We start from the raw sequence: 18,059 nt of genomic DNA, 5'->3' as shown, positions 1-18,059 counted from the left end.
GGTTATGCGCCGGCGAATGCCGGCGCGCCACTCTGCCGCCGAGCAGGCGAAAGCATGGGCATTTTCTGGGGGAAGAGATGACGATTCGTGACCCGCGCGGGAACGTTCCGGACGACGATCCGTCCGGCGCGACCTCGGTGTTTCCCACCGCGGTGTCGGGCTCGGGCGGCGGTGAGGGGTCGTTCGGCTTCGGCGGGTACCGGCCCGGATCGGCGGGGGACGGGAACACCCGGGTGTACGACTTCGCCGGAAGTGAGATCGTGCCGCCACCTCCCCGCGGCGGCATGACCGGGAGGCAGAAGATCGGTGTCGGCCTCGCCATGGTGGCGATGGCGATCGGCGGCGGCGTCACCGGCGCCCTCGTCGCCACCAACGCCGGAGGCGGCACCACGCCGGTGGCGGCCTCCAGCCCCGCGGTGAGCGTCCCGCCCGCCACCACCGGCAACGGCGGGAACGCGGCGGTGACGAACTTCGCCGCCGTGGCGCGGGCGGTGCAGCCGTCGGTGGTGTCGATCGAGGTACGCGGCGTCGGCGGCGGGAGCACCGGTTCCGGCGTGATCCTCGACGCCGAGGGCCGCATCCTCACCAACAACCACGTGATCCAGGGCGCGGGCCGGGGCGGCCGGATCACCGTCACCTTCAGCGACGGCCGGTCGGCCGAGGCGAGCGTCGTCGGCACCGACCCGTTCACCGACCTCGCCGTGATCCGAGCCGAGGGGGTGTCGAACCTCACTCCGGCCACCCTCGGCGACAGCGACCGGCTCGAGGTGGGTGAGCCGGTGCTCGCCATCGGCAGCCCGCTCGGCCTGGAGGGCTCGGTCACCGCGGGCATCGTCAGCGCGCTCAACCGCACCATCCCCGTGGGCGACGACCGGCCCTCGTTCGGCAGGTCGGGCACGCGCAGCACGATCGCGGGGGCGATCCAGACCGACGCCGCGATCAACCCCGGCAACTCCGGCGGCGCGCTGGTCAACTCCTCCGGCCAGGTGATCGGCATCAACACCGCGATCATCACCAACGGCGGCGACGGCAACATCGGCGTCGGCTTCGCGATCCCCAGCAACACCGCCAAGCAGGTCGCCGACCAGCTCATCACCACCGGCCGGGCCACCCACGCCTACCTCGGCGTCAGCCTCGCCGACGCGGCGGGCACGAACGGCGCGGTGATCAGCACGGTGGAGAACGGCAGCCCCGCCGACGAGGCCGGGCTCCGGCAGGGCGACCGCATCGTCAGGATCAACGACCGCGACGTGGCCGACGCGGACGCCGTGGTCGGCATGATCCGCGGCTTCAAGCCCGGCGACCGGGTCACCATCACCTACGTCCGGGACGACCAGACCCAGACCGCCACCGTCACCCTCGCCGAGCGCACCGCGGACTGACCGCCCACGCGGCGGAGCCGCTCCCGGCGGGTCCGGTCGGCCGGCCGAGCCGGGGCACGAGCCGGCCCGCCGGAACGAGCCGGGGACCGCCGCGGCACGGCCGTACTCACCCGGCCGGATCGCACGACCGGTTTGTCCCCACGCGCCGGTACCCGATCGAGATGCGGCTGGGATCGTTGTAGACGGCGGCGTACCTGCGGGCCGGCCCGGTGACGCGGAACGGCTCGCCGTCGGGCCCGCGGAGGAACAGCCTCTCGAGCCGCGTGCCGGACCCCGCGGCGTAGACGACCTCCATGTCCCACTCGTACCAGCGTCGCCGGGCCCTGACGAGCATTTCGACGGTCGCGTGCTCGCCGTACGACAGGTCGATGCTCTCGGGCAGGTAACGCGATCTGCCGCCGTCGGGCCGTTGCCGGTCCAGGTCCACTTCGATCGTGTACTCGTTCGGGCCGCCCGCGATGGCGACGGTCACGCAGGCCCCCTCCGGTGGCGGCCCGGACCTGAGGATCCGGGGCCGGACGTCGATGATCCGCACCGGGTTGGAGCGTCGCCCCTGCAGGATGGCGATCGCCGTCATCTCGCCGATGCGGGCCGCCCGGTGCGACGCCATCAGCCTGGTCAGGTGCGGCATGCTCGGGTCGCGGGCCAGGAGGGCGTATTCGGCGGGCGACAGGTCGGTCGCCGTCGCGAGGCGGTCCCCGGGCTGGATCGTCGAGACGACCGTTCCGGTGACGGCAGGGATGCCTGCCAGGTCGCGGCCGAGGTCGATCGGTGCGGGCCAGGTGCCCGCCGCGGCGGCGGCGAGCAGCAGTGCGCCGCCCGCGAGGAGCGGCCGAATCCACCGGCGCCTGCGGGCAGGGGAATTCCGTGCGTCGCGGTCCGCGCCGGAGATGATCATCACGTCCCGCGCGGAACCGATCTGGATGCTGTCCCCGCCGATCGTGGAGTCGCGCACCGACGGTCCGCCGGTCTTGCCGGACTCCGGGCCCGTCGGATCGCTCATCTCACCGCCCGCAGGGTTCGGGCCGCCTGGCGGGCGAGCCGTTCGACGAGGCCTCGGCCGAGTGTGCCGTCCACACGCAGCACAATCCGCTCCACCCGTACGATCGCCGTGTCCACGTCCCTGTCCGTGTACAGCCGCACGCCGGACCGCAGCGTGACGGCCTTGTCGTCCTCGACACGGAGGTTCGCCATCGCGGTCCTGAAGACATCCTCCGCCTCGTCCTCCGTGCCCGCCACCCACAGCACGCTGACGCTGAGGATCGGATGGCGGGTGTCCTGCGGGATGAGGTCACAGCCCGCGGGCGCGCGCACCCCGAGTTCGCGTGGCGCCGGGCGGGGAACCGCCGTGTAGCGCGCCCCGGGCACCTCGGTGCGCAGCGCCGCCGGCGGGATCAGGGCGCACGCCTCCGGCCAGTCGCCGGGGGCGACGCCCGCGGGCAGTGCGGTACCGGGGCCGGCCGTCCCGCCGGGGGTCACCCGATAGGCGGCCAGCGACCGATTGTGCTCGGGGTTGGTGATCCGGGGCTCGACGAGCAGGATGTGACGGTTCATCGCGACCATGAACAGGTGGTCGGGCAGCGCCACGACCGGGCGCTGTCCTCCGCTTTCCGGGTCGACCTCCACGAGGAGGTTGCCGTGGAGCAGGTCGCCGAGCCGTCGCGTGGCGTAGATCCGCTCGCCGACCACCCAGCCGTTCCGGAACGTGTTCCACCCGCCGGCCAGCCGGACGACGCGGCCGGTGCGCCGGTCCACCGCATCCGCCACGGTGGCGGCGGTCTCCGGATCGTTGCGGAGGACGAGGAGGGCCGTGTCGGAGACGGTGAGCGCGCAGTCGCAGTTCCAGTCGAGGAGGCCCTCATAGAGCCTGCGCCCCTCGCCGTCGTAGACGGTGAGGACGTGGTTGCCCGCCAGGCCGACCGTTCCTCCCCGCACGGTGACCGAGGGTTCGCCCAGCGGGAAGACCTCGCGTTCCCACATCACCCGGCCGGTCGCCGGCTCAAGGACCCGCAGCCGGGCCTGGTCGCCACAGGCCAGCAGGACCGCGACGACCCGCTCGTCCGCGTCCGCCGACCGGCCCTGGCAACCGGGGGGAAGCGGTGACTCCCAGCGTCGTCGCCCATCGGTCACATCGAGGCCGCGCAGCAGGCGAAGGCCGGGCAGGTGGAGCACCACCCGGCCGTTGCCGGCGCCGAGAAAACGGTACGGGGGCACCGGAGCATCGGGTCCCCGGCCGCCGGTCGCCAGATCCCAGAGGATCACCCCGGTCCGGCCGTTGAAGACGACCAGGCTGTCGCTTTCGGGTTCCCAGTGCGTGGCCACGCCGACGACCAGGTCGCCCGCGGCCTTCAGCCGCCGCTTCGGAGCCGAAGGGGCGGCGACGCCGGGGGTGCCGAAGGCCCACAGCGTGCGCCCGGTGGCCGGGTCCCTGCCTTCGACCCGGCTGCCATGGGCCACCACCAGGACGTCGTCCAGCAGCAGGGCGTCGGACCAGACGTCGGGGAAATCCTCCCGCCACAGGCGGGTGAGCACCCCCGAGGAGACGGGCGGTCCCTTTTCCGCCGGAATGATCACGTGTGACCCGGCCGCAGCACCGGGGATCGCGAGAAAGACGAGGCACGACAGCACCAGCCGCGTCCACTTCCCGATCATTGTCCACACCGATGAGGGCCTTTCTCCGCGGCCATGAGACGGAAGCTTCCGGTGCCGCCGCGCCTATGGTCGGGCGCCGGGGGAGAGGACGGCGGCCGCGGTATCGGCGTGCATCGCCGCCCGCCCGTTTCCGGTTTTCGTCCGGGCGTGGAGTCGCGGTTGTGGCCCCTGCGACCCTCGTGGCCAGATTGTGCAAAGAATCATTTTTGACCGATTCTGTGTGTCGGCATCGCCGCGATTGATGATTAACAGGAATCTATTCCCGCCATACCGGTGGCCGTATGCCGTTCCACAGGAAAAAAGATCGCGGGCCGTGCTGGTGCCGACGGTGTGATCGGTCTTCGGTAACCCGGATCCGGGGTGCGGTCGTCGCCGCCCCGTCCCGCGAGCCTCGCGCGTGACGGCCCTCGCCGGGCGGCCGGCTCAGCGGGCGGGCCGGGAGGTGAGCTCCTCCGCCCGCCACAGGTCGCGGTAGTAGCCGGGGGTCGCCACCAGGTCCTCGTGGCGGCCCCGCTGGATGACCCGGCCGTGCTCCAGCACCACGATCTCGTCCACCTGGTCGAGGCCGCGCAGCCGGTGCGTGACGAGCAGGGTGGTGCGGCCGTGGGTGACGTCGAGCAGGTCGGCCATGAGCGCGTCGGCGGTGACCTCGTCGAGCGCCTCGGCGGGCTCGTCGAGCAGCAGCACCGGCGGGTTGTAGAGCAGGGCGCGGGCGAGCGCGAGGCGCTGCAGCTGGCCGCCCGACACGGTGCGGGCGTCCTCGCCGAGCTCGGTGTCCCAGCCGGTGCGCGCCACCCACTCCTCCAGGCGGGCGCGCCGTACCGCCTCGGCGAGCTCCTCGTCGCCGGCCTCCGGCCCCGCCAGGCGCAGGTTGTCGCGCAGCGTCGCGCGGAACACGTACGGGTCCTGGGTGAGGCCGGTGATCCGCGCCCGGACGTCCTCCGGGTCGAGGTCGCGCACGTCGATCCCGTTGATCAAAATCCGCCCCGACTCGTGGTCGACGAGGCGCATGAGCGCGGCGAGCAGGGTGCTCTTGCCGGCCCCGCTCGGGCCGACCAGCGCCACCCGCTTGCCCGGGGTGAGCGTGAGGCTCACGCCGTCGAGCGCGGGCGCACGGCCGGGGGCGTGCCGTACCACGAGGTCGCGCACCTCGACGGTGAGCGGCGGCTCCGGCGGCGGGGCGGGGGAGGCGGGCGCGGTCACCGCGGGCGGGGTGGCGCGCACCTCGCGCAGCCGCCGCAGCGCGGCGACGATGCCGGTGAGGCGCTCGGCCGCGGCGGAGAGCGGCAGCACCGGCTCGAACGCCACGAGCGCGCTGAGCGCGAGCACCGCGGTCGCCACCCGGTCCACGCCCGCGGCCTGGGCGAGCAGCGTCACCAGCACCACGGTGAGGCCCTGGACGAGCATGCCCGCGCCCGAGGTCGTCGCGTTGATCCACCACTGGCCGCGCTCCAGCCGGGCGAGCCGGGCGTCGGCGGCGCGGGCGGCGGCGAGCGCGCCGGGGTTCGCGCCGTACGCGGCGAGGTCGGCCGCGCCGTGCACCAGGTCGGCCACCCGGGCGGCGAGCTCGGCCCGGGCCGGGGCGATCCGGGCCGACCAGCGCGTGGCAGCGGCGGTCGCGAGGCCCGGGAGCAGGATCCCGGCCACGGCGAGCCCGGCGAGCAGCACGACCGCGGCCACCGGGTACAGGAAGGCGGCGATCGCGATCGCGGCCACCCCGGTGACGGCCGCGGCGACGCCCGGCAGCAGCACGCGCACGAGCAGGTCCTGCACCGCGTCGGTGTCGTCCACCATGCGGGTGAGCAGGTCCGCGCCGCGCTGGCCGGGCGGCCGCGCCGGGATGAGCGCCTGGTAGAGCCGCTCGCGGGTGGTGGCCTGGGCGCGCAGCGCCACGTCGTGCCCGGCGAGGCGCTCGCCGTACCGGAACACGCCGCGGCCGGTGGCGAACGCCCGCACCCCGACGATCGCGATGCTGAGCGCGGTGAGCGGCGGCTGCTCGGCGGCCCGCGTGATCAGGTACGCCGAGGCGGCGATGAGGCCGAGCGACGCCAGGTCCGCGGCGGTGGCGAGCAGCCCGGCGAGCAGCAGCCGCCGGTGCATCCCGGCCAGGTCGATCAGGGAGCGCAGCCCGTCCCGTACGGGCTCGCGCGTCGCGCCGTCGATCGGTTCGCGCTGGTTCATCGCACCTCACCGGTGGGGTCGGCGGCCGGTTGGGCCTGCCGTCGTGCCGGTTCGTCGGAGACGATCCTGCCGTCCTCGATGCGGACCACCCGGTCGGCGAGCTCGATCATCGCCGGGCGGTGCGCCACGATCACCGCGGTACGGCCCCGCGCCAGGCGGTCGGTGGCGGCGACGATCGCGGCCTCGCTGCGGCCGTCGAGGCGGGCGGTCGGCTCGTCGAGCAGCAGCACCTTGGCGCCGGGGCGGCAGAACGCTCGGGCGAGCGCGACGCGCTGCCGCTGCCCGGCCGACAGGTCGGCGCCGCGCTCGCCGAGCACCGTGTCGTACCCCTGGGGGAGCGCCTCGACGAACTCGGCCGCCTGCGCCTGCGCGGCCGCCGCGCGCACCCGCGCGTCGCGGTCCGGCCCGCCGTCCGAGCCGAGCAGGATGTTGTCGGCGACCGTGGCGGCGAACAGGTGCGGGCGCTGCGGCACGTAGGCGAGCCGCGCCCGCCACGCCTCCAGGTCGAGCTCGCGCAGGTCCACCCCGTCCACCAGCACCCGGCCGGACGCCGGGGTGACGAAGCCGAGCAGCAGGTTGAGCACGGTGCTCTTGCCCGCGCCGCTCTGCCCGACGAGGGCGACCCGCTCGCCGGGGGCGATGGTGAGCGACACGTCCCGCAGCGCGGCGTCCTCCCGGCCGGGGTAGCGGACGGTGACGTTCTCCAGCCGGATCTCGGGGACCGCCCCGTCGCCCCGCGCGGCATGCCCGTCCGGGGTGGCGGGCCTGGGGGTGCCGTCCTTGGGGGCGGCCTCGCCGTCGAGCCGCTCGTGCAGCACGCCGAACGCCTGGTCGGCGGCGGCCACGCCCTCCATCGCCGCGTGGAACCTCACGCCGACCATGCGCACCGGCAGGTACGCCTCGGGCGCGAGCAGCAGCACGAGCAGGCCGACGTGCAGGTCCATGGCGCCGGACAGCAGCCGCAGCCCGATCGGCACCGCCACGAGCGCGATCGACAGCGACGACACCAGCTCGAGGGCGAGCGCGGACAGGAAGGCCACCCGCAGCGTGCGCATCGTGGCCGAGCGGTGCGCGTCGGCCACCGAGCGGATCACCGTGGCCTGGTAGCGGGCCCGGTTGAACGCCCGCAGCGTCGGCAGGCCGCGCACCACGTCGAGGAAGTGGCCGCCGAGCCGCGACAGGGCGTGCCACTGCCGCTCGGTCACCGCCTTGGTGTGCATGCCGATCAGCGCGCCGAACAGCGGCAGCAGCGGCAGCGTCACCAGGATGATCAGCGCGCTGCCGAGGTCGGCGGCGAAGATGCGGATCAGTACGGCGAGCGGCACCACCCCGGCGACCGCCACCGCGGGAAAGTAGCCGGTGACGTACGGGTCGAGCCCGTCGAGCCCGCGCCCGGTGAGCGTGATCAGCTCGCCGGAGCGGTGCGAGGTGAGCCGGGCCGGGCCGAGCTCCTGCAGCCGGCCGAGCAGCCGGTGCCGCAGCGCCGACTTCAGCTCCGTGGCGGTGCGCCCGGCGGCGATCCCCTGCAGCCAGGTGAGCAGCCCGCGCACCGCGATCACCAGCGCGAGCGGGAACAGCACGGCGGTGGCGAACCGGCCGGACAGCACCCCCGCGAGCAGCTCGGCCTGGACGAGCACGAGCAGCCCGGTGAGCACGGCCGCGCCCAGGCAGACGGCCAGGTGGCGGCGGACGGCCTGCTCGGCCCGCGCGAGCCGTACCAGATCCTTGTGCATCGCCCCTCGAAAAGCAGCGCTCGGCGACCGGCGCGGACGCCCCCCATCACCGGTCGTCCCGGCGCCTCGTCATGGCTCTGAATCGACCGTATCCGGGCGGGTGGCCCGTCCCGGTTCCGGGTCCCCAGCCCGAAACTACGTCACGTCGGCGCCCGCCCGCCAAATCCGGACCCCTTCGCACGAGGGATCGACGGCCCCGCGTCAGGGGCGGCGCAGGGGAGAGGCGGAGGCCGCGCCGGCGCTCGGTCTCCTGCCCCGGGCCGCGGCGCTGGAGATCTGCCGCCCGGCGGCGGCCCAGGCGCTCGTGCCCGCGCTCGACCAGACCCGCACCGTGGGCCTGGTCGCCCTGCCCGGAGCGTTCGTCGGCGTGCTGCTCGGCGGGGCGAGCCCGCTCGAGGCGGGCCCGGTGCGGCTCGTGGTGCCGATCTCGCTGCTCGCCGCCGAGGCGGTGGCCGTGCCGGCGACCGTCGAGCTCGCCGCCCGCGGGCGGTTCGGCACGGCCCGGGCCCGGTGACGGGAACCGGCGAGCCGGCCGCGGCGCGATCGCCGGAAAAGGCGAAATTCGGCCCTCGCCACGTCAGCGGCACACAGTCATCATCGACCACTGTCGACATCAATTGTCAAATTTGCTTTGAATTCATTCGTTGTGCGGCGTGATGCCGATTGTTCCTGGCCATCCGGATCTAGGCTCCCGGCATGCGTCTCACGTTCCGGGCGTTATCCGCCACCCTCACCGCCGTCGCCGTGACGGCGGCCCTCACCGCGTCCCCGGCCGCCGCGTCCCCGGCCGCCGCGTCCCCCGCCGACGCGTGCGCGGTCCCGCCCACCCACGAGATCGCCGAGGTGCAGGGCAGCGGCGACGCCACCCCGCTGGCCGGCCGTACCGTGCGCGTCGAGGGCATCGTCACCGGCGACTTCCAGCGGGACGACCAGCTGCGCGGGTTCTTCCTCCAGGACCCCACCCCGGACGCCGACCCGCGCACCTCCGAGGGCCTGTTCGCCTACGCCGGGACCGGCCTGCGCGACGTCAAGGTCGGCGACCGCGTGCTCGTCACCGGCCGGGCCGTCGAGTTCAACGGCTGGACCGAGCTGTCCCCGGTGACCGCCGTCGACGTGTGCGGCACCGGGCGCATCACCCCGCTCCGGTACGAGCTGCCGCGGCCGGACGGCGTCACCTTCGAGCCGGTCGAGAACATGCTGCTCGCCTTCCCCGAGCCGCTCACCGTCACCGAGCACTACAACCTGGGCCGCTACGGCGAGATCACCGTCTCCGCCGAGGGCCGCCTCTACCAGCCCACCGACCGCCCCGGCGTGGACCCGGCGCGCAACGCCCGCCGCGCCCTGCTCATCGACGACGGCTCCACCGCGGAGAACCCCGCCACCGTCCCACACCTTGTCCCGCGCCCGGTACGGCTCGGCGACACCGTGGCCGGCGTCACCGGCGTGCTCGGCTACGGCTTCGGCGCGTACCGGCTCCACCCCACCCGGCCGGTCGGGTTCCTGCGCACCAACCCCCGCCCCGCCGTACCGGACCGGGTCGGCGGCGACGTCCGGGTGGCGAGCCTCAACACGCTCAACTGGTTCACCACGATCGGCTCGCGCGGCGCGAGCACCGAGCAGGAGCGGGACCGCCAGCTCGCCAAGCTCGTCGCCACCGTCAAGGGCCTCAACGCCGACGTGATCGGCCTGATGGAGGTGGAGAACAACGGTCAGGTCGCGCTGAACGCCCTCGTCGACGCGCTCAACGCCGAGCTCGGCCCGGGCACGTACGCGGCCCTCGCCCACCCGAACCCCGGCACCGACCAGATCCAGGTGGCCGCCGTCTACAGACCGGCCAGGCTCACCCCGGTCGGCCCGGCACGCTCGTCGGACGACCCCGTGTTCCGCCGCCCGCCGCTCGTCCAGACCTTCCGGCCCGCCGGGCGGGGCGGCACCGAGTTCACCCTGATCGTCAACCACTTCAAGTCCAAGGGCTGCGACGGCGCCGCAGGCCCCGACGCCGACCAGGGCGACGGCCAGGGCTGCTTCAACGCCGAGCGGGTCCGCCAGGCGCGGGCCGTGCTCGACCTGATCGCCACGCTGCGGACGCCGAACCCGGTGGTGCTCGGTGACCTCAACGCCTACGCGGAGGAGGACCCCGTCGAAACGCTGGAGGCGGGCGGCCTGGTGAGCGTGACCAAGCGGCACGTCCCGGCCCGCCTGCGCTACAGCTACGTGTTCGAGGGCCTCGCCGGGGAGCTCGACCACGTGCTCGTCGGCCGCGGGCTGCTCCGGCGGGTCACCGGGGCGACGATCTGGCACATCAACGCCGACGAGCCTCGCATCCTCGACTACAACACCGAGTTCAACCCGCCGGGCCTGTACCGGCCGGACGCGTTCCGCTCCTCCGACCACGACCCGGTGCTCGTGGGCCTGTCCCTGCGGGGCGGCCGGCGCTGACCGCGCCGGTGGGACGCCGCCACGGTCTCGCTCCGCCACCCCGGGGGTGGAGCGAGACCGCCCGCCCGGTACGACCCGTCGGTACCGGCGGGGACGCCGCCGAGGGCGTGCGGGAAGGGAGTGCGACCGCGTCAGCGGCGTACGAGCCGGAGGCCCGCCATGTCCTCCTGGTTGACGTCGCTCATCGAGGCGACCGAGATCGGCACGATCACCAGCATCCAGTAGAACCCCCACAGCCAGCGCCGCACCATCTGGAGGAGGCCGGGCCGGGCCCCGTCGCTCTCCCGGACGAGGCGCGTCCCGGTGAGCAGCTTTCCGACGCTGGCCAGGCCGAGCGCGGTGAGGACGACGTGGTTGCAGAACGAGACCCCCAGCGCGATCCCGGCGAGCGCGATCCAGAAACGCGGCTCGCCGAGGCGGACGGTCCCCTCGGCCGGGTCGACGGACAGGGCGGCGGCCCCGGCGAGGCCGCCGGCCAGGGAGAGGATCGCGTCGACCGCCGAGGAGAACGCACGACGAGCCTCGCTCGCGGGCCGCAGCTTCCCGGTCACCGTCTGGCTTCCTCCCTCTCCCGCTCCTCCCGCTGAACCCTGGCGATGATCGTGTCCGTCTGCTCCCGGATCGAGTCGAGCGCCGACCGTATCGCCGTCCGGTGACCCTGCCACTCCTCACGGAACCGTTCACCGGCCGGCCCCGACCATACGTCCGGCCCGCACAGCGCGTCCACCGATTCCAGCGCGTTCTCGATCTCGTTGGCGGCCTGGTGGATCGCCTGCATGTCCGCCCGGCACTCCGCAACCCGATCGCCCACAGCGCCTCCCGTCGTCTCCGTGTCGCGAATCCCTCACGAGCCCTACACGAGCAGGCCGGCCAACCGGCGGGTGAGCGTCTCCGCGCCCACCGCCTGCGCCCGGATCCCGGTGGGGGCGTGCGGCCTGTCCACGATCACGGTCCAGACCGCGCTGTCGGTGCCGTAGGTGAGCAGCATCGGCCCGGGCTCCCTGCCGAGCAGGACGAGATGACCGACGACCCTGGCGTTGTCGATGACGTTGGCCAGCGGCCCGACGTGGTCGCGGTCGAGCGCGGCGGGATCGAGTTCGTGCTCCGGGCCGTCCCGGTCGGCGACCCCGAACGGGTCGACGAACGCGCGCAGCATGGTCGCGACGTCGCCGGTGTTGGCCGCCAGGGTGAACAGGTGCATTCCTCCCGCGGTGACCCGTTCGAGGAGGAGCAGGTCGGGGGTGTGGATGTGGACGTAGGCGTACGCGGTTCCGTCCGCGGTCTCCCGCCGGACGGCCACCGCGCGCTCGGCGGTACGGCGCAACGTGAGCACGAGGTCGACCTCCGGGCGGATGCGCATGTCCACCTTGGCCGTCCGGTCGGCGTCGGGCCGGCGCAGCATGGCGTCGATCTCCTCGATGTTGGTGATCTCCACCACCTCACGCGCGACGAGTGAGCGGAGCGCGGTGGCCATGACCCAGGTGCGCTGCTCCTCGCCGAGGGCGGACAGGTGCGGGGCGGCGACGATCGTCTCGTCGTCCGGCACGGGATCCAGCACCGCGAGTTCCTCGTCGGTCAGGCGGAGAAGGGGTTGGGTGCCGCCCTCGGCCAGCGCGTCGGCCAGCTCCTGACGGAACTCGGACAATTCCATGTCGATGTCCGGCACGCACTCCTGCCTTTCGCTCACGGAACGTGAAGATCACCAGAACTTGAACTTCTTGGCGAAGTTCTTCGTGCTCTCCAGCGCCTTCCCGGCCTTGTCGCGGGCCCAGTCGGCGGCCGCGCCGGCGCCCTTCTTGATGTCGTCGCCCCACTTGTCCCAGACCCAGCTGCCGAGGAAGTAGGTGCCGGCCACGCCGAGGGCCACCCAGCCCGCGACGGGGACGGCGGCGGCGACCGTGGCGGAGGCGCCGAGCGCGGTGGCGACGCTGGCGCCGCCGAGTACGGCTCCCGCACCCGCGGCCTGGAGCAGGCCCATGCCCCGGTCGACCCAGCCCCGTGCGCCGTCGTGGGTGGGGCTGATCGCCTCCTTGAGCCCGGTGACGATGTTCGCGGGAAGGAGCACCCGCTGGGCGAGGAATCCCGTCCCCGGCGCCTTCGTGAACAGCTTGTCCGCCTTCGGGATCCGCAGGCGCTGCGCCACGCTGCGCACGGCCTGCTGCCACTTCCACGGCTCCTTGTACCAGTTGCGGATTCGCTGGGCCTTGAGCAGTTCCCGGAGCAGCTCCTTCCGGTGGGCCTTTATCCGGTCGGCGTCGCCCCACCAGCGGCTGAATTCGAGGAGGGCGCGTGCGGCGGCCACGTTCCTCCCCTGATCCCAGCGTTTGTAGAGGTGGAGGGCGGCCTCGATCGCGGTGGGTATCTTGAGTACCTGGAGCGGGGTCGTGACGTCCTTCTTGATCTGCTGGATCTGCTCGTATCGCTGATATAGCGGGCTGTCCTTGATGGACAGCCAGGTGTCGAGCAGTCCCGCCATGCTCGCGAACATGAGAACGCCCTCGGGATCCTGTTCGAGCAGGCCGACCCGGCGGCGGATGTCCTTGGCCTGGTCCTGGGCCCAGGACGCACGGCTCGGAAACGAAGCCAACCGCGAGGTGTCCCCGTCCCAGCGTTCCAGAAGCCGGCGAATCGCGTCGCCCTGGATGCTCAGCGCGCCGCCGGCGACATCGAGCGCCGCGGCGAGGTCACGGGCCTGGTCGGTCTTCATCCCGGAGAAACCCATGGCATCGAAGAGTAAAGCACTGTACAGGCGGAATGCAGGGAAAAATGGGCATTCGTGTTCTTGGTGGGCGAGACGATGGCAAGAGGTATTCGTGCCGGATTGTCCAACTCCCGCATAATTGGGCGTTTGATATCTGTGATGCGAGAAAGTGGGTGAAAGTACGAAAAACAGGCGCTCTGCCGTGAATCTTCCGGATTCGGATTCGCCGGGCATGGTGAGCGCGCTCGGGGGAGGGCGGCGGGACGGCCGGCCCGCCCGGCACGGACACCGGCGCCGCCGGTGAAGGATCGCCACCGCCGCGGGCGGCGGCCGGGGCCGTGCCCGGGCCACCGGCGGTCGGTTCGCGGTCAGCGGAATCGGGCGTTCTCGCTCGCGTGGGCGTGCCGTACGGAAGGATGGAATGCGCGCGCACGGGTAAGGGTTATGCCTTCGAGCGCAGCACACTCGAACGCAACGCATACAGACAGGAGTCGCTGGTGGCGACGATCCAGGTAACCGAGTCCAACTTCAACGAGATCGCCGAAGAGGGCATCGTCCTGCTGGACTTCTGGGCCTCGTGGTGCGGGCCCTGCCGGAGCTTCGCGCCGATCTTCGAGGAGGCCTCGGAGAAGCACCCGGACATCAAGTTCGGCAAGATCGACACCGAGGCGGAGCCGGGGCTCGCCGAGGGCTTCGACATCACCGCCGTGCCCACGATCATGGCGATCCGCGACGGCATCGTCGTGTTCGCCCAGCCGGGCGCCCTTCCCGCGCACGCGCTTGAGGAGCTGATCGGCCAGGTGCGCGCCCTCGACATGGACGCGATCCGGGCCGAGATCGCCGCCGAGCTCGACGGCGAGACCAGGGGCGTCTGAGCGTCCGCGGGCGCGGTCCCGCGCCTCCCCGCCAGGGGAACCGTTGCGACGGGGCATGGCCGCCGCCGTGCCCCGTCACGCCGGGCGGGCGCCCAGGATCGCGGAGAGCGACCGGCGCAGGGTCGCGGTGTCGATCGGCCGGTCGTGGATGAGCGCGTGCAGCAGCGCGCCGTCGATGAACACCGCGGCGGCCCGCGCGGACGCCGGGCCGACGTGCCTGGTGAGCAGGTCGGTCAGCCCGTCGCTCCACTGCCGGGCGAGCGGCCGCAGCTCGGGCCGCAGGCCGCCCGCCGCGTACAGCTCGTTCCAGGTGCGCATGCGCACGTGGTCCTGCAGGTAGTCGCCGACGAGCCGGACGAGCGTGTCCGCGACGTCCGAGCCCGTGGCGAGGGCCTCGCCCCACTCGTGCAGGATCGCCGTGTTGAACTCGGCCGCGGCGGTCAGCGCGGCCTCGACCAGCTCGTCGAGCGACCGGAAGTAGTAGGTGGTCGCGCCGAGCGGCACGCCGGCCCGGGCGGCGACGAGCCGATGGGTGAGCCCGGCCACGCCCACCTCGGGAATCAGCTCGCAGGCCGCCTCGATGATGCGGCGTCGTCGTTCCTCGGGGTTGCGTCGCACATGGCTCAATGTGCACCACCGAGCTGGAGGGTCACCACTCCGGCCACCACGAGCGCCACTCCGGCGACCTTGACGAGGGTGACCGGCTCCCGCAGGAACAGCACGCCGATCATGACGATCAGCGCGGTGCCGAGCCCGGACCAGATGGCGTAGGCGACGCCCACCCCCATGCCGCGCAGCGCCTGCGCGAGCAGCGCGAACGACAGCCCGTACGCGCCGAGCGAGCCGAGCGTGGGCCACAGCCGGGTGAAGCCCGAGCTGAGCTTGAGCAGGGTCGTCCCGAGAACCTCCGCGCAGATCGCCAGGGTGAGGAACACGAACGGCAATGCGATCCCCCTCATGTACAGATGTACATGTACAAATGTACAAGAGCCGGATATCGCCGAGAAGTGACGGTTCCTCACGCGCCATCTGCTATGTGGATGCAAGGGTGTTTCGTGCGTCGATGACGCCTGCGGTACGGCCTGCCGGGCCGGTCAGTCGAGCGGCGGAAGCGTGCCGAGGGGCGGCAGCGTGGCCGCGGTCTCGGCCGCGATGCCGCGCAGCCAGGCGTGGGCCGCGTTGTGCGTGTGCACCGGGTGCCACCACAGCGCCTCCCGCAGCGTGACCGCCGGGAACGGGCACGGCAGCATGCGCACCGGCGCGACGTGCCGGAGCTGGTGGGCGAGCCGCCGCTGCAGGATCGCGACCCGGCGGGTGCCCGCGACGAGGGACGGCAGGAGCTGGAAGCTCGGCACCGACACCTCCACCCGCGGCTCCAGCCCGAGCATCGACAGCTGCCGGGTGACCGGCGTGTCGTAGGCGCGCTGGTAGACCGCCCACGGCAGCCGGGCCAGGTCGTCCATGGTGAGCCGCTCGCCGACCTCGTGGTTGTCGGCCGCGACCAGGCAGATCCACTCGTCCTCGTACAGGTCCACGGCGGGCAGGCCGCTGATGATGCCGTGCGGCATGAGCATGCCGTCCACCCCGCCGAGCCCGGTCTCCGGGTTCTCCACCACATCCGGCGTCACCTGCCGGAAGTGCAGCGTCACGCGGGGCGCCACCTTCTGCACGGCCCGGGCGAGCGCGGTGCCGAAGACCGCGACGCCGTAGTCGGAGGAGAGCACGGTGAACTCGTGCCGCTCGGTGGCCGGGTCGAAGCCGGTGCGCGCGGCGAACAGCCGCTCCAGCATCGCGTAGGCGTTCGCCGCGGGGTCGCGCAGCGCCGCGCCGAGCGGGGTCAGCTCGTACCGGTTGCCCTTGCGCACGAGCAGCTCGTCGGAGAAGTGGCGGCGCAGCCGCGCGAGGGCGGCGCTCATCGCGGGCTGGCTCAGCCCGATCCGGGCGCCGGCCCGGGTGACGTGGCGTTCCTCCAGCAGGGCGCGCAGCGCGACGAGCAGGTTGAGGTCGAGCCTTTCCAGGTTCACGGCAGCCCTCGCTCCGGCCACCCCACCATCCACCGGATGGATGAAGGTGATCCTAAGAATCGATTTCCCTGATCGGTGCGGATGGTCCAAGGTTAAGGGCACCGCAATCGGAGGGAAACGTCGTGGAAACATCTCCGTCCTTTGCGGGCCCGTTCGCGCTCGGCACCTTCTCGGCCGGAGACGGTCCGGCATTCCCCGGCCTCGTCGCCGAGGGGCGCGTCCTCGACCTGCGGACCGTGCCCGAGCTCGACCTGCCCGAACCCACCACCCGTGCGCTGCTGGAGCGCTGGGACGACGTGCTACCGCTGCTCACCGAGGCCGCCCGGTCGACCGCGGGGGAGTGGCTGCCGTGGTCGGCGCTGCGGGTGCACGCCCCCGTCGAGCCCCGCCAGCTGTTCCAGGCCGGGGCGAACTACCGCACCCACGTGATCGACCTCGTGGTGGCCCACGAGCCGCCGAACGGCAGGCCGCCCGAGCAGGTGCGCGCCGAGGCCGCGGCGATGATGGACCGCCGCGCCGCCGAGGGCGAGCCGTACGTGTTCCTCGGCCTGCCCTCCTCGATCACCGGCCCGTACGACCCGGTGGTCATCCCGTCCTGGTGCGAAAAGCCGGACTGGGAGCTGGAGCTCGCCGCGGTGATCGGCCGCCCGGCGTTCCGGGTGAGCCGGGAGCGGGCGCTGGAGCACGTCGCCGCCTACACGATCGCCAACGACATCACCGCCCGCGAGGCGGTGTTCCGCAAGGACGTCGGCGAGATGGGCGCCGACTGGCTGCGCGCCAAGAACGCGCCGACGTTCACCCCGCTCGGGCCGTACCTGGTGCCCGCCGCGTTCGTCGGCGACCCCGGCGACCTCCAGGTGACGCTGCGGCTCAACGGCGAGGTCATGCAGGACGAGTCCACCAAGGACATGATCTTCGACGTCGCGCGGATCGTCTCCGCGGTCTCGCAGACCGTGCGGCTGCTCCCCGGCGACCTCGTGCTCACCGGCAGCCCGGCCGGGAACGGCCTGCACCACGGCCGCCTGCTGCGCCCCGGCGACGTCATGGAAGGCACGATCACCGGGCTGGGCGTCCAGCGCAACCGGTGCGTCGCGGAGGAGGAAGGATGACCGAGCGCATCAGCGCCGAGGCCGCGGTCGCCGAGGCCGCCAAGAAGTACTCCAACTGGGGGCGCTGGGGAGAGGACGACGTCCTCGGCACGGTGAACTTCATCGACGGGGCCAAGCGCCGCCAGGCCGCCTCCCTCGTCCGCAAGGGCGTCTCGATCTCCCTGGCGATGCGGTTCCAGGCCGACGGCCCGCAGCGCGGCTGGCGCAAGCGCAACAACCCGGTCCACGTCATGCTCGGCACCGGGCTCGACGTGGTGCACGGCGACCGGGACATGCCGCACGGCATCGGCGGCGCCGACGACATGATCATCATGCCGCTGCAGTGCGCCACCCAGTGGGACGGCCTCGGCCACATCTTCGACCACGGCGTCGCCTACAACGGCCGCCCCGCCGACAAGGTCGTCACCACCGACGGCGACAAGGTCACCGGCATCGAGAACCTGGCCTCGCCGGTCGCCAGCCGCGGCGTGCTGCTCGACGTCGGCCGGGTGTTCGGCGAGAACGGCGAGCTGCCCGACGGCTTCGCCATCACCGAGGAGCATCTTCAGGCCACCGCCGAGGCGCACGGCGTGGAGGTCGGCCGCGGCGACATCGTGTGCGTGCGCACCGGCCAGCTCACCCGGGCCAAGCGGGAGGGCTGGGGCGAGTACGCCGGAGGCCCCGCGCCCGGCCTGTCGTTCTGGACCGCCGGGTGGCTGCACCGCACCGAGATCGCCGCGATCGCCACCGACACCTGGGGCTTCGAGGTGCGGCCCAACGAGTTCGAGAACGCCTTCCAGCCGCTCCACCAGGTCGTCATCCCGCACATGGGCCTGCTCGTCGGCGAGATGTGGGACCTCGACGCGCTCGCCGACGACTGCGCCGCCGACGGCGTCTACGAGTTTTTCCTTGTCGCCCCGCCGCTGCCCATCACGGGCGCGGTCGGCTCCCCCATCAACCCCCTCGCGATCAAGTGAGGCCGCC

At 73.0% G+C, this 18,059-nt stretch carries 17 protein-coding genes; 6 read left to right on the top strand and 11 right to left on the bottom strand.

From position 1 onward, the window contains the following. Nucleotides 1-77: 77 nt before the first annotated feature. Nucleotides 78-1,382: a S1C family serine protease gene (locus FHX40_RS12620; RefSeq protein WP_142259783.1), complete on the top strand. Its 1,305-nt coding sequence runs from the start codon at nucleotides 78-80 to the stop codon at nucleotides 1,380-1,382. A 106-nt stretch (nucleotides 1,383-1,488) separates the two neighbouring features. Here the strand turns inward: FHX40_RS12620 and FHX40_RS12615 are convergent, their stop codons facing one another. The 4 genes from FHX40_RS12615 to cydD all read right to left on the bottom strand — a co-directional run bounded on the left by FHX40_RS12615 (nucleotide 1,489) and on the right by cydD (nucleotide 7,948). Then, complete coding sequence (locus tag FHX40_RS12615) at nucleotides 1,489-2,385, bottom strand: hypothetical protein (protein WP_142259782.1); 897 nt, start codon at nucleotides 2,383-2,385, stop codon at nucleotides 1,489-1,491. Further along, nucleotides 2,382-4,034, bottom strand: a complete 1,653-nt coding sequence (locus FHX40_RS12610) for an outer membrane protein assembly factor BamB family protein (protein ID WP_142259781.1) — start codon at nucleotides 4,032-4,034, stop codon at nucleotides 2,382-2,384. Before FHX40_RS12610 ends, FHX40_RS12615 begins: the two co-directional genes overlap by 4 nt. 423 nt (nucleotides 4,035-4,457) lie before the next feature. Next, nucleotides 4,458-6,215, bottom strand: a complete 1,758-nt coding sequence (gene cydC / locus FHX40_RS12605) for a thiol reductant ABC exporter subunit CydC (RefSeq protein ID WP_229788258.1) — start codon at nucleotides 6,213-6,215, stop codon at nucleotides 4,458-4,460. Then, nucleotides 6,212-7,948 carry a thiol reductant ABC exporter subunit CydD gene (gene cydD, locus FHX40_RS12600; protein WP_142259780.1) on the bottom strand — a complete coding sequence of 579 codons (1,737 nt, stop codon included), beginning with the start codon at nucleotides 7,946-7,948 and terminating at the stop codon, nucleotides 6,212-6,214. The genes cydC and cydD overlap by 4 nt, the downstream gene beginning before the upstream one ends. Here cydD and FHX40_RS12595 point away from each other — a divergent pair. Both FHX40_RS12595 and FHX40_RS12590 read left to right on the top strand, forming a co-directional pair. Continuing rightward, nucleotides 7,863-8,462, top strand: a complete 600-nt coding sequence (locus FHX40_RS12595; RefSeq protein ID WP_142259779.1) for an ABC transporter permease — start codon at nucleotides 7,863-7,865, stop codon at nucleotides 8,460-8,462. The genes cydD and FHX40_RS12595 overlap by 86 nt on opposite strands. Nucleotides 8,463-8,644: 182 nt before the next feature. Further along, on the top strand, nucleotides 8,645-10,387 hold the full coding sequence (locus FHX40_RS12590) for an ExeM/NucH family extracellular endonuclease (protein ID WP_142259778.1): 1,743 nt from the start codon (nucleotides 8,645-8,647) through the stop codon (nucleotides 10,385-10,387). 131 nt (nucleotides 10,388-10,518) lie between these two features. On the opposite strand, the gene FHX40_RS12585 is transcribed toward FHX40_RS12590, so the two are convergent. Genes FHX40_RS12585 through FHX40_RS12570 form a run of 4 tightly spaced genes read right to left on the bottom strand, consistent with a single transcriptional unit; the run spans nucleotide 10,519 to nucleotide 13,109 of the window. After that, the gene (locus tag FHX40_RS12585) at nucleotides 10,519-10,938 is read right to left on the bottom strand and encodes an RDD family protein (RefSeq protein WP_211350249.1); all 420 of its coding nucleotides are present in this window, start codon (nucleotides 10,936-10,938) and stop codon (nucleotides 10,519-10,521) included. Then, a complete protein-coding gene (locus FHX40_RS12580; RefSeq protein ID WP_142259777.1) occupies nucleotides 10,935-11,198 on the bottom strand; it encodes a hypothetical protein in 264 nt (87 codons plus the stop codon). The genes FHX40_RS12585 and FHX40_RS12580 overlap by 4 nt, the downstream gene beginning before the upstream one ends. Before the next feature lie 42 nt (nucleotides 11,199-11,240). Beyond that, on the bottom strand, nucleotides 11,241-12,074 hold the full coding sequence (locus FHX40_RS12575) for a hypothetical protein (protein ID WP_211350248.1): 834 nt from the start codon (nucleotides 12,072-12,074) through the stop codon (nucleotides 11,241-11,243). Between the two features lie 12 nt (nucleotides 12,075-12,086). After that, nucleotides 12,087-13,109, bottom strand: coding sequence for a hypothetical protein (locus tag FHX40_RS12570; RefSeq protein WP_142259776.1), 1,023 nt, complete (start codon nucleotides 13,107-13,109; stop codon nucleotides 12,087-12,089). 395 nt (nucleotides 13,110-13,504) lie between these two features. Between FHX40_RS12570 and FHX40_RS12565 the strand changes: the two genes are divergently transcribed. Continuing rightward, nucleotides 13,505-13,963, top strand: a complete 459-nt coding sequence (locus tag FHX40_RS12565) for a thioredoxin family protein (RefSeq protein WP_142259775.1) — start codon at nucleotides 13,505-13,507, stop codon at nucleotides 13,961-13,963. A 75-nt stretch (nucleotides 13,964-14,038) separates the two neighbouring features. Here the strand turns inward: FHX40_RS12565 and FHX40_RS12560 are convergent, their stop codons facing one another. From FHX40_RS12560 to FHX40_RS12550, 3 genes are all read right to left on the bottom strand, one after another. Then, on the bottom strand, nucleotides 14,039-14,581 hold the full coding sequence (locus tag FHX40_RS12560) for a TetR/AcrR family transcriptional regulator (protein WP_170198816.1): 543 nt from the start codon (nucleotides 14,579-14,581) through the stop codon (nucleotides 14,039-14,041). A gap of 5 nt (nucleotides 14,582-14,586) precedes the next feature. Continuing rightward, nucleotides 14,587-14,922: a DMT family transporter gene (locus FHX40_RS12555; protein WP_306465684.1), complete on the bottom strand. Its 336-nt coding sequence runs from the start codon at nucleotides 14,920-14,922 to the stop codon at nucleotides 14,587-14,589. Nucleotides 14,923-15,057: 135 nt separating this feature from the next. Further along, nucleotides 15,058-15,987 (bottom strand): LysR family transcriptional regulator, encoded by a 930-nt coding sequence (locus FHX40_RS12550; RefSeq protein WP_142259773.1) that lies wholly within the window; start codon nucleotides 15,985-15,987, stop codon nucleotides 15,058-15,060. Between the two features lie 122 nt (nucleotides 15,988-16,109). Between FHX40_RS12550 and FHX40_RS12545 the strand changes: the two genes are divergently transcribed. Beyond that, the gene (locus FHX40_RS12545; protein WP_142259772.1) at nucleotides 16,110-17,096 is read left to right on the top strand and encodes a fumarylacetoacetate hydrolase family protein; all 987 of its coding nucleotides are present in this window, start codon (nucleotides 16,110-16,112) and stop codon (nucleotides 17,094-17,096) included. Beyond that, nucleotides 17,093-18,052 (top strand): cyclase family protein, encoded by a 960-nt coding sequence (locus FHX40_RS12540; protein WP_142259771.1) that lies wholly within the window; start codon nucleotides 17,093-17,095, stop codon nucleotides 18,050-18,052. The genes FHX40_RS12545 and FHX40_RS12540 overlap by 4 nt, the downstream gene beginning before the upstream one ends. Nucleotides 18,053-18,059 lie beyond the last annotated feature (7 nt).

This window comes from Thermopolyspora flexuosa (assembly GCF_006716785.1).
GTDB classification, from domain to species: Bacteria; Actinomycetota; Actinomycetes; order Streptosporangiales; family Streptosporangiaceae; genus Thermopolyspora; species Thermopolyspora flexuosa.
Note: the sequence above shows the minus strand (reverse complement) of the source record. Positions and strands in the feature narration are given on the sequence as shown.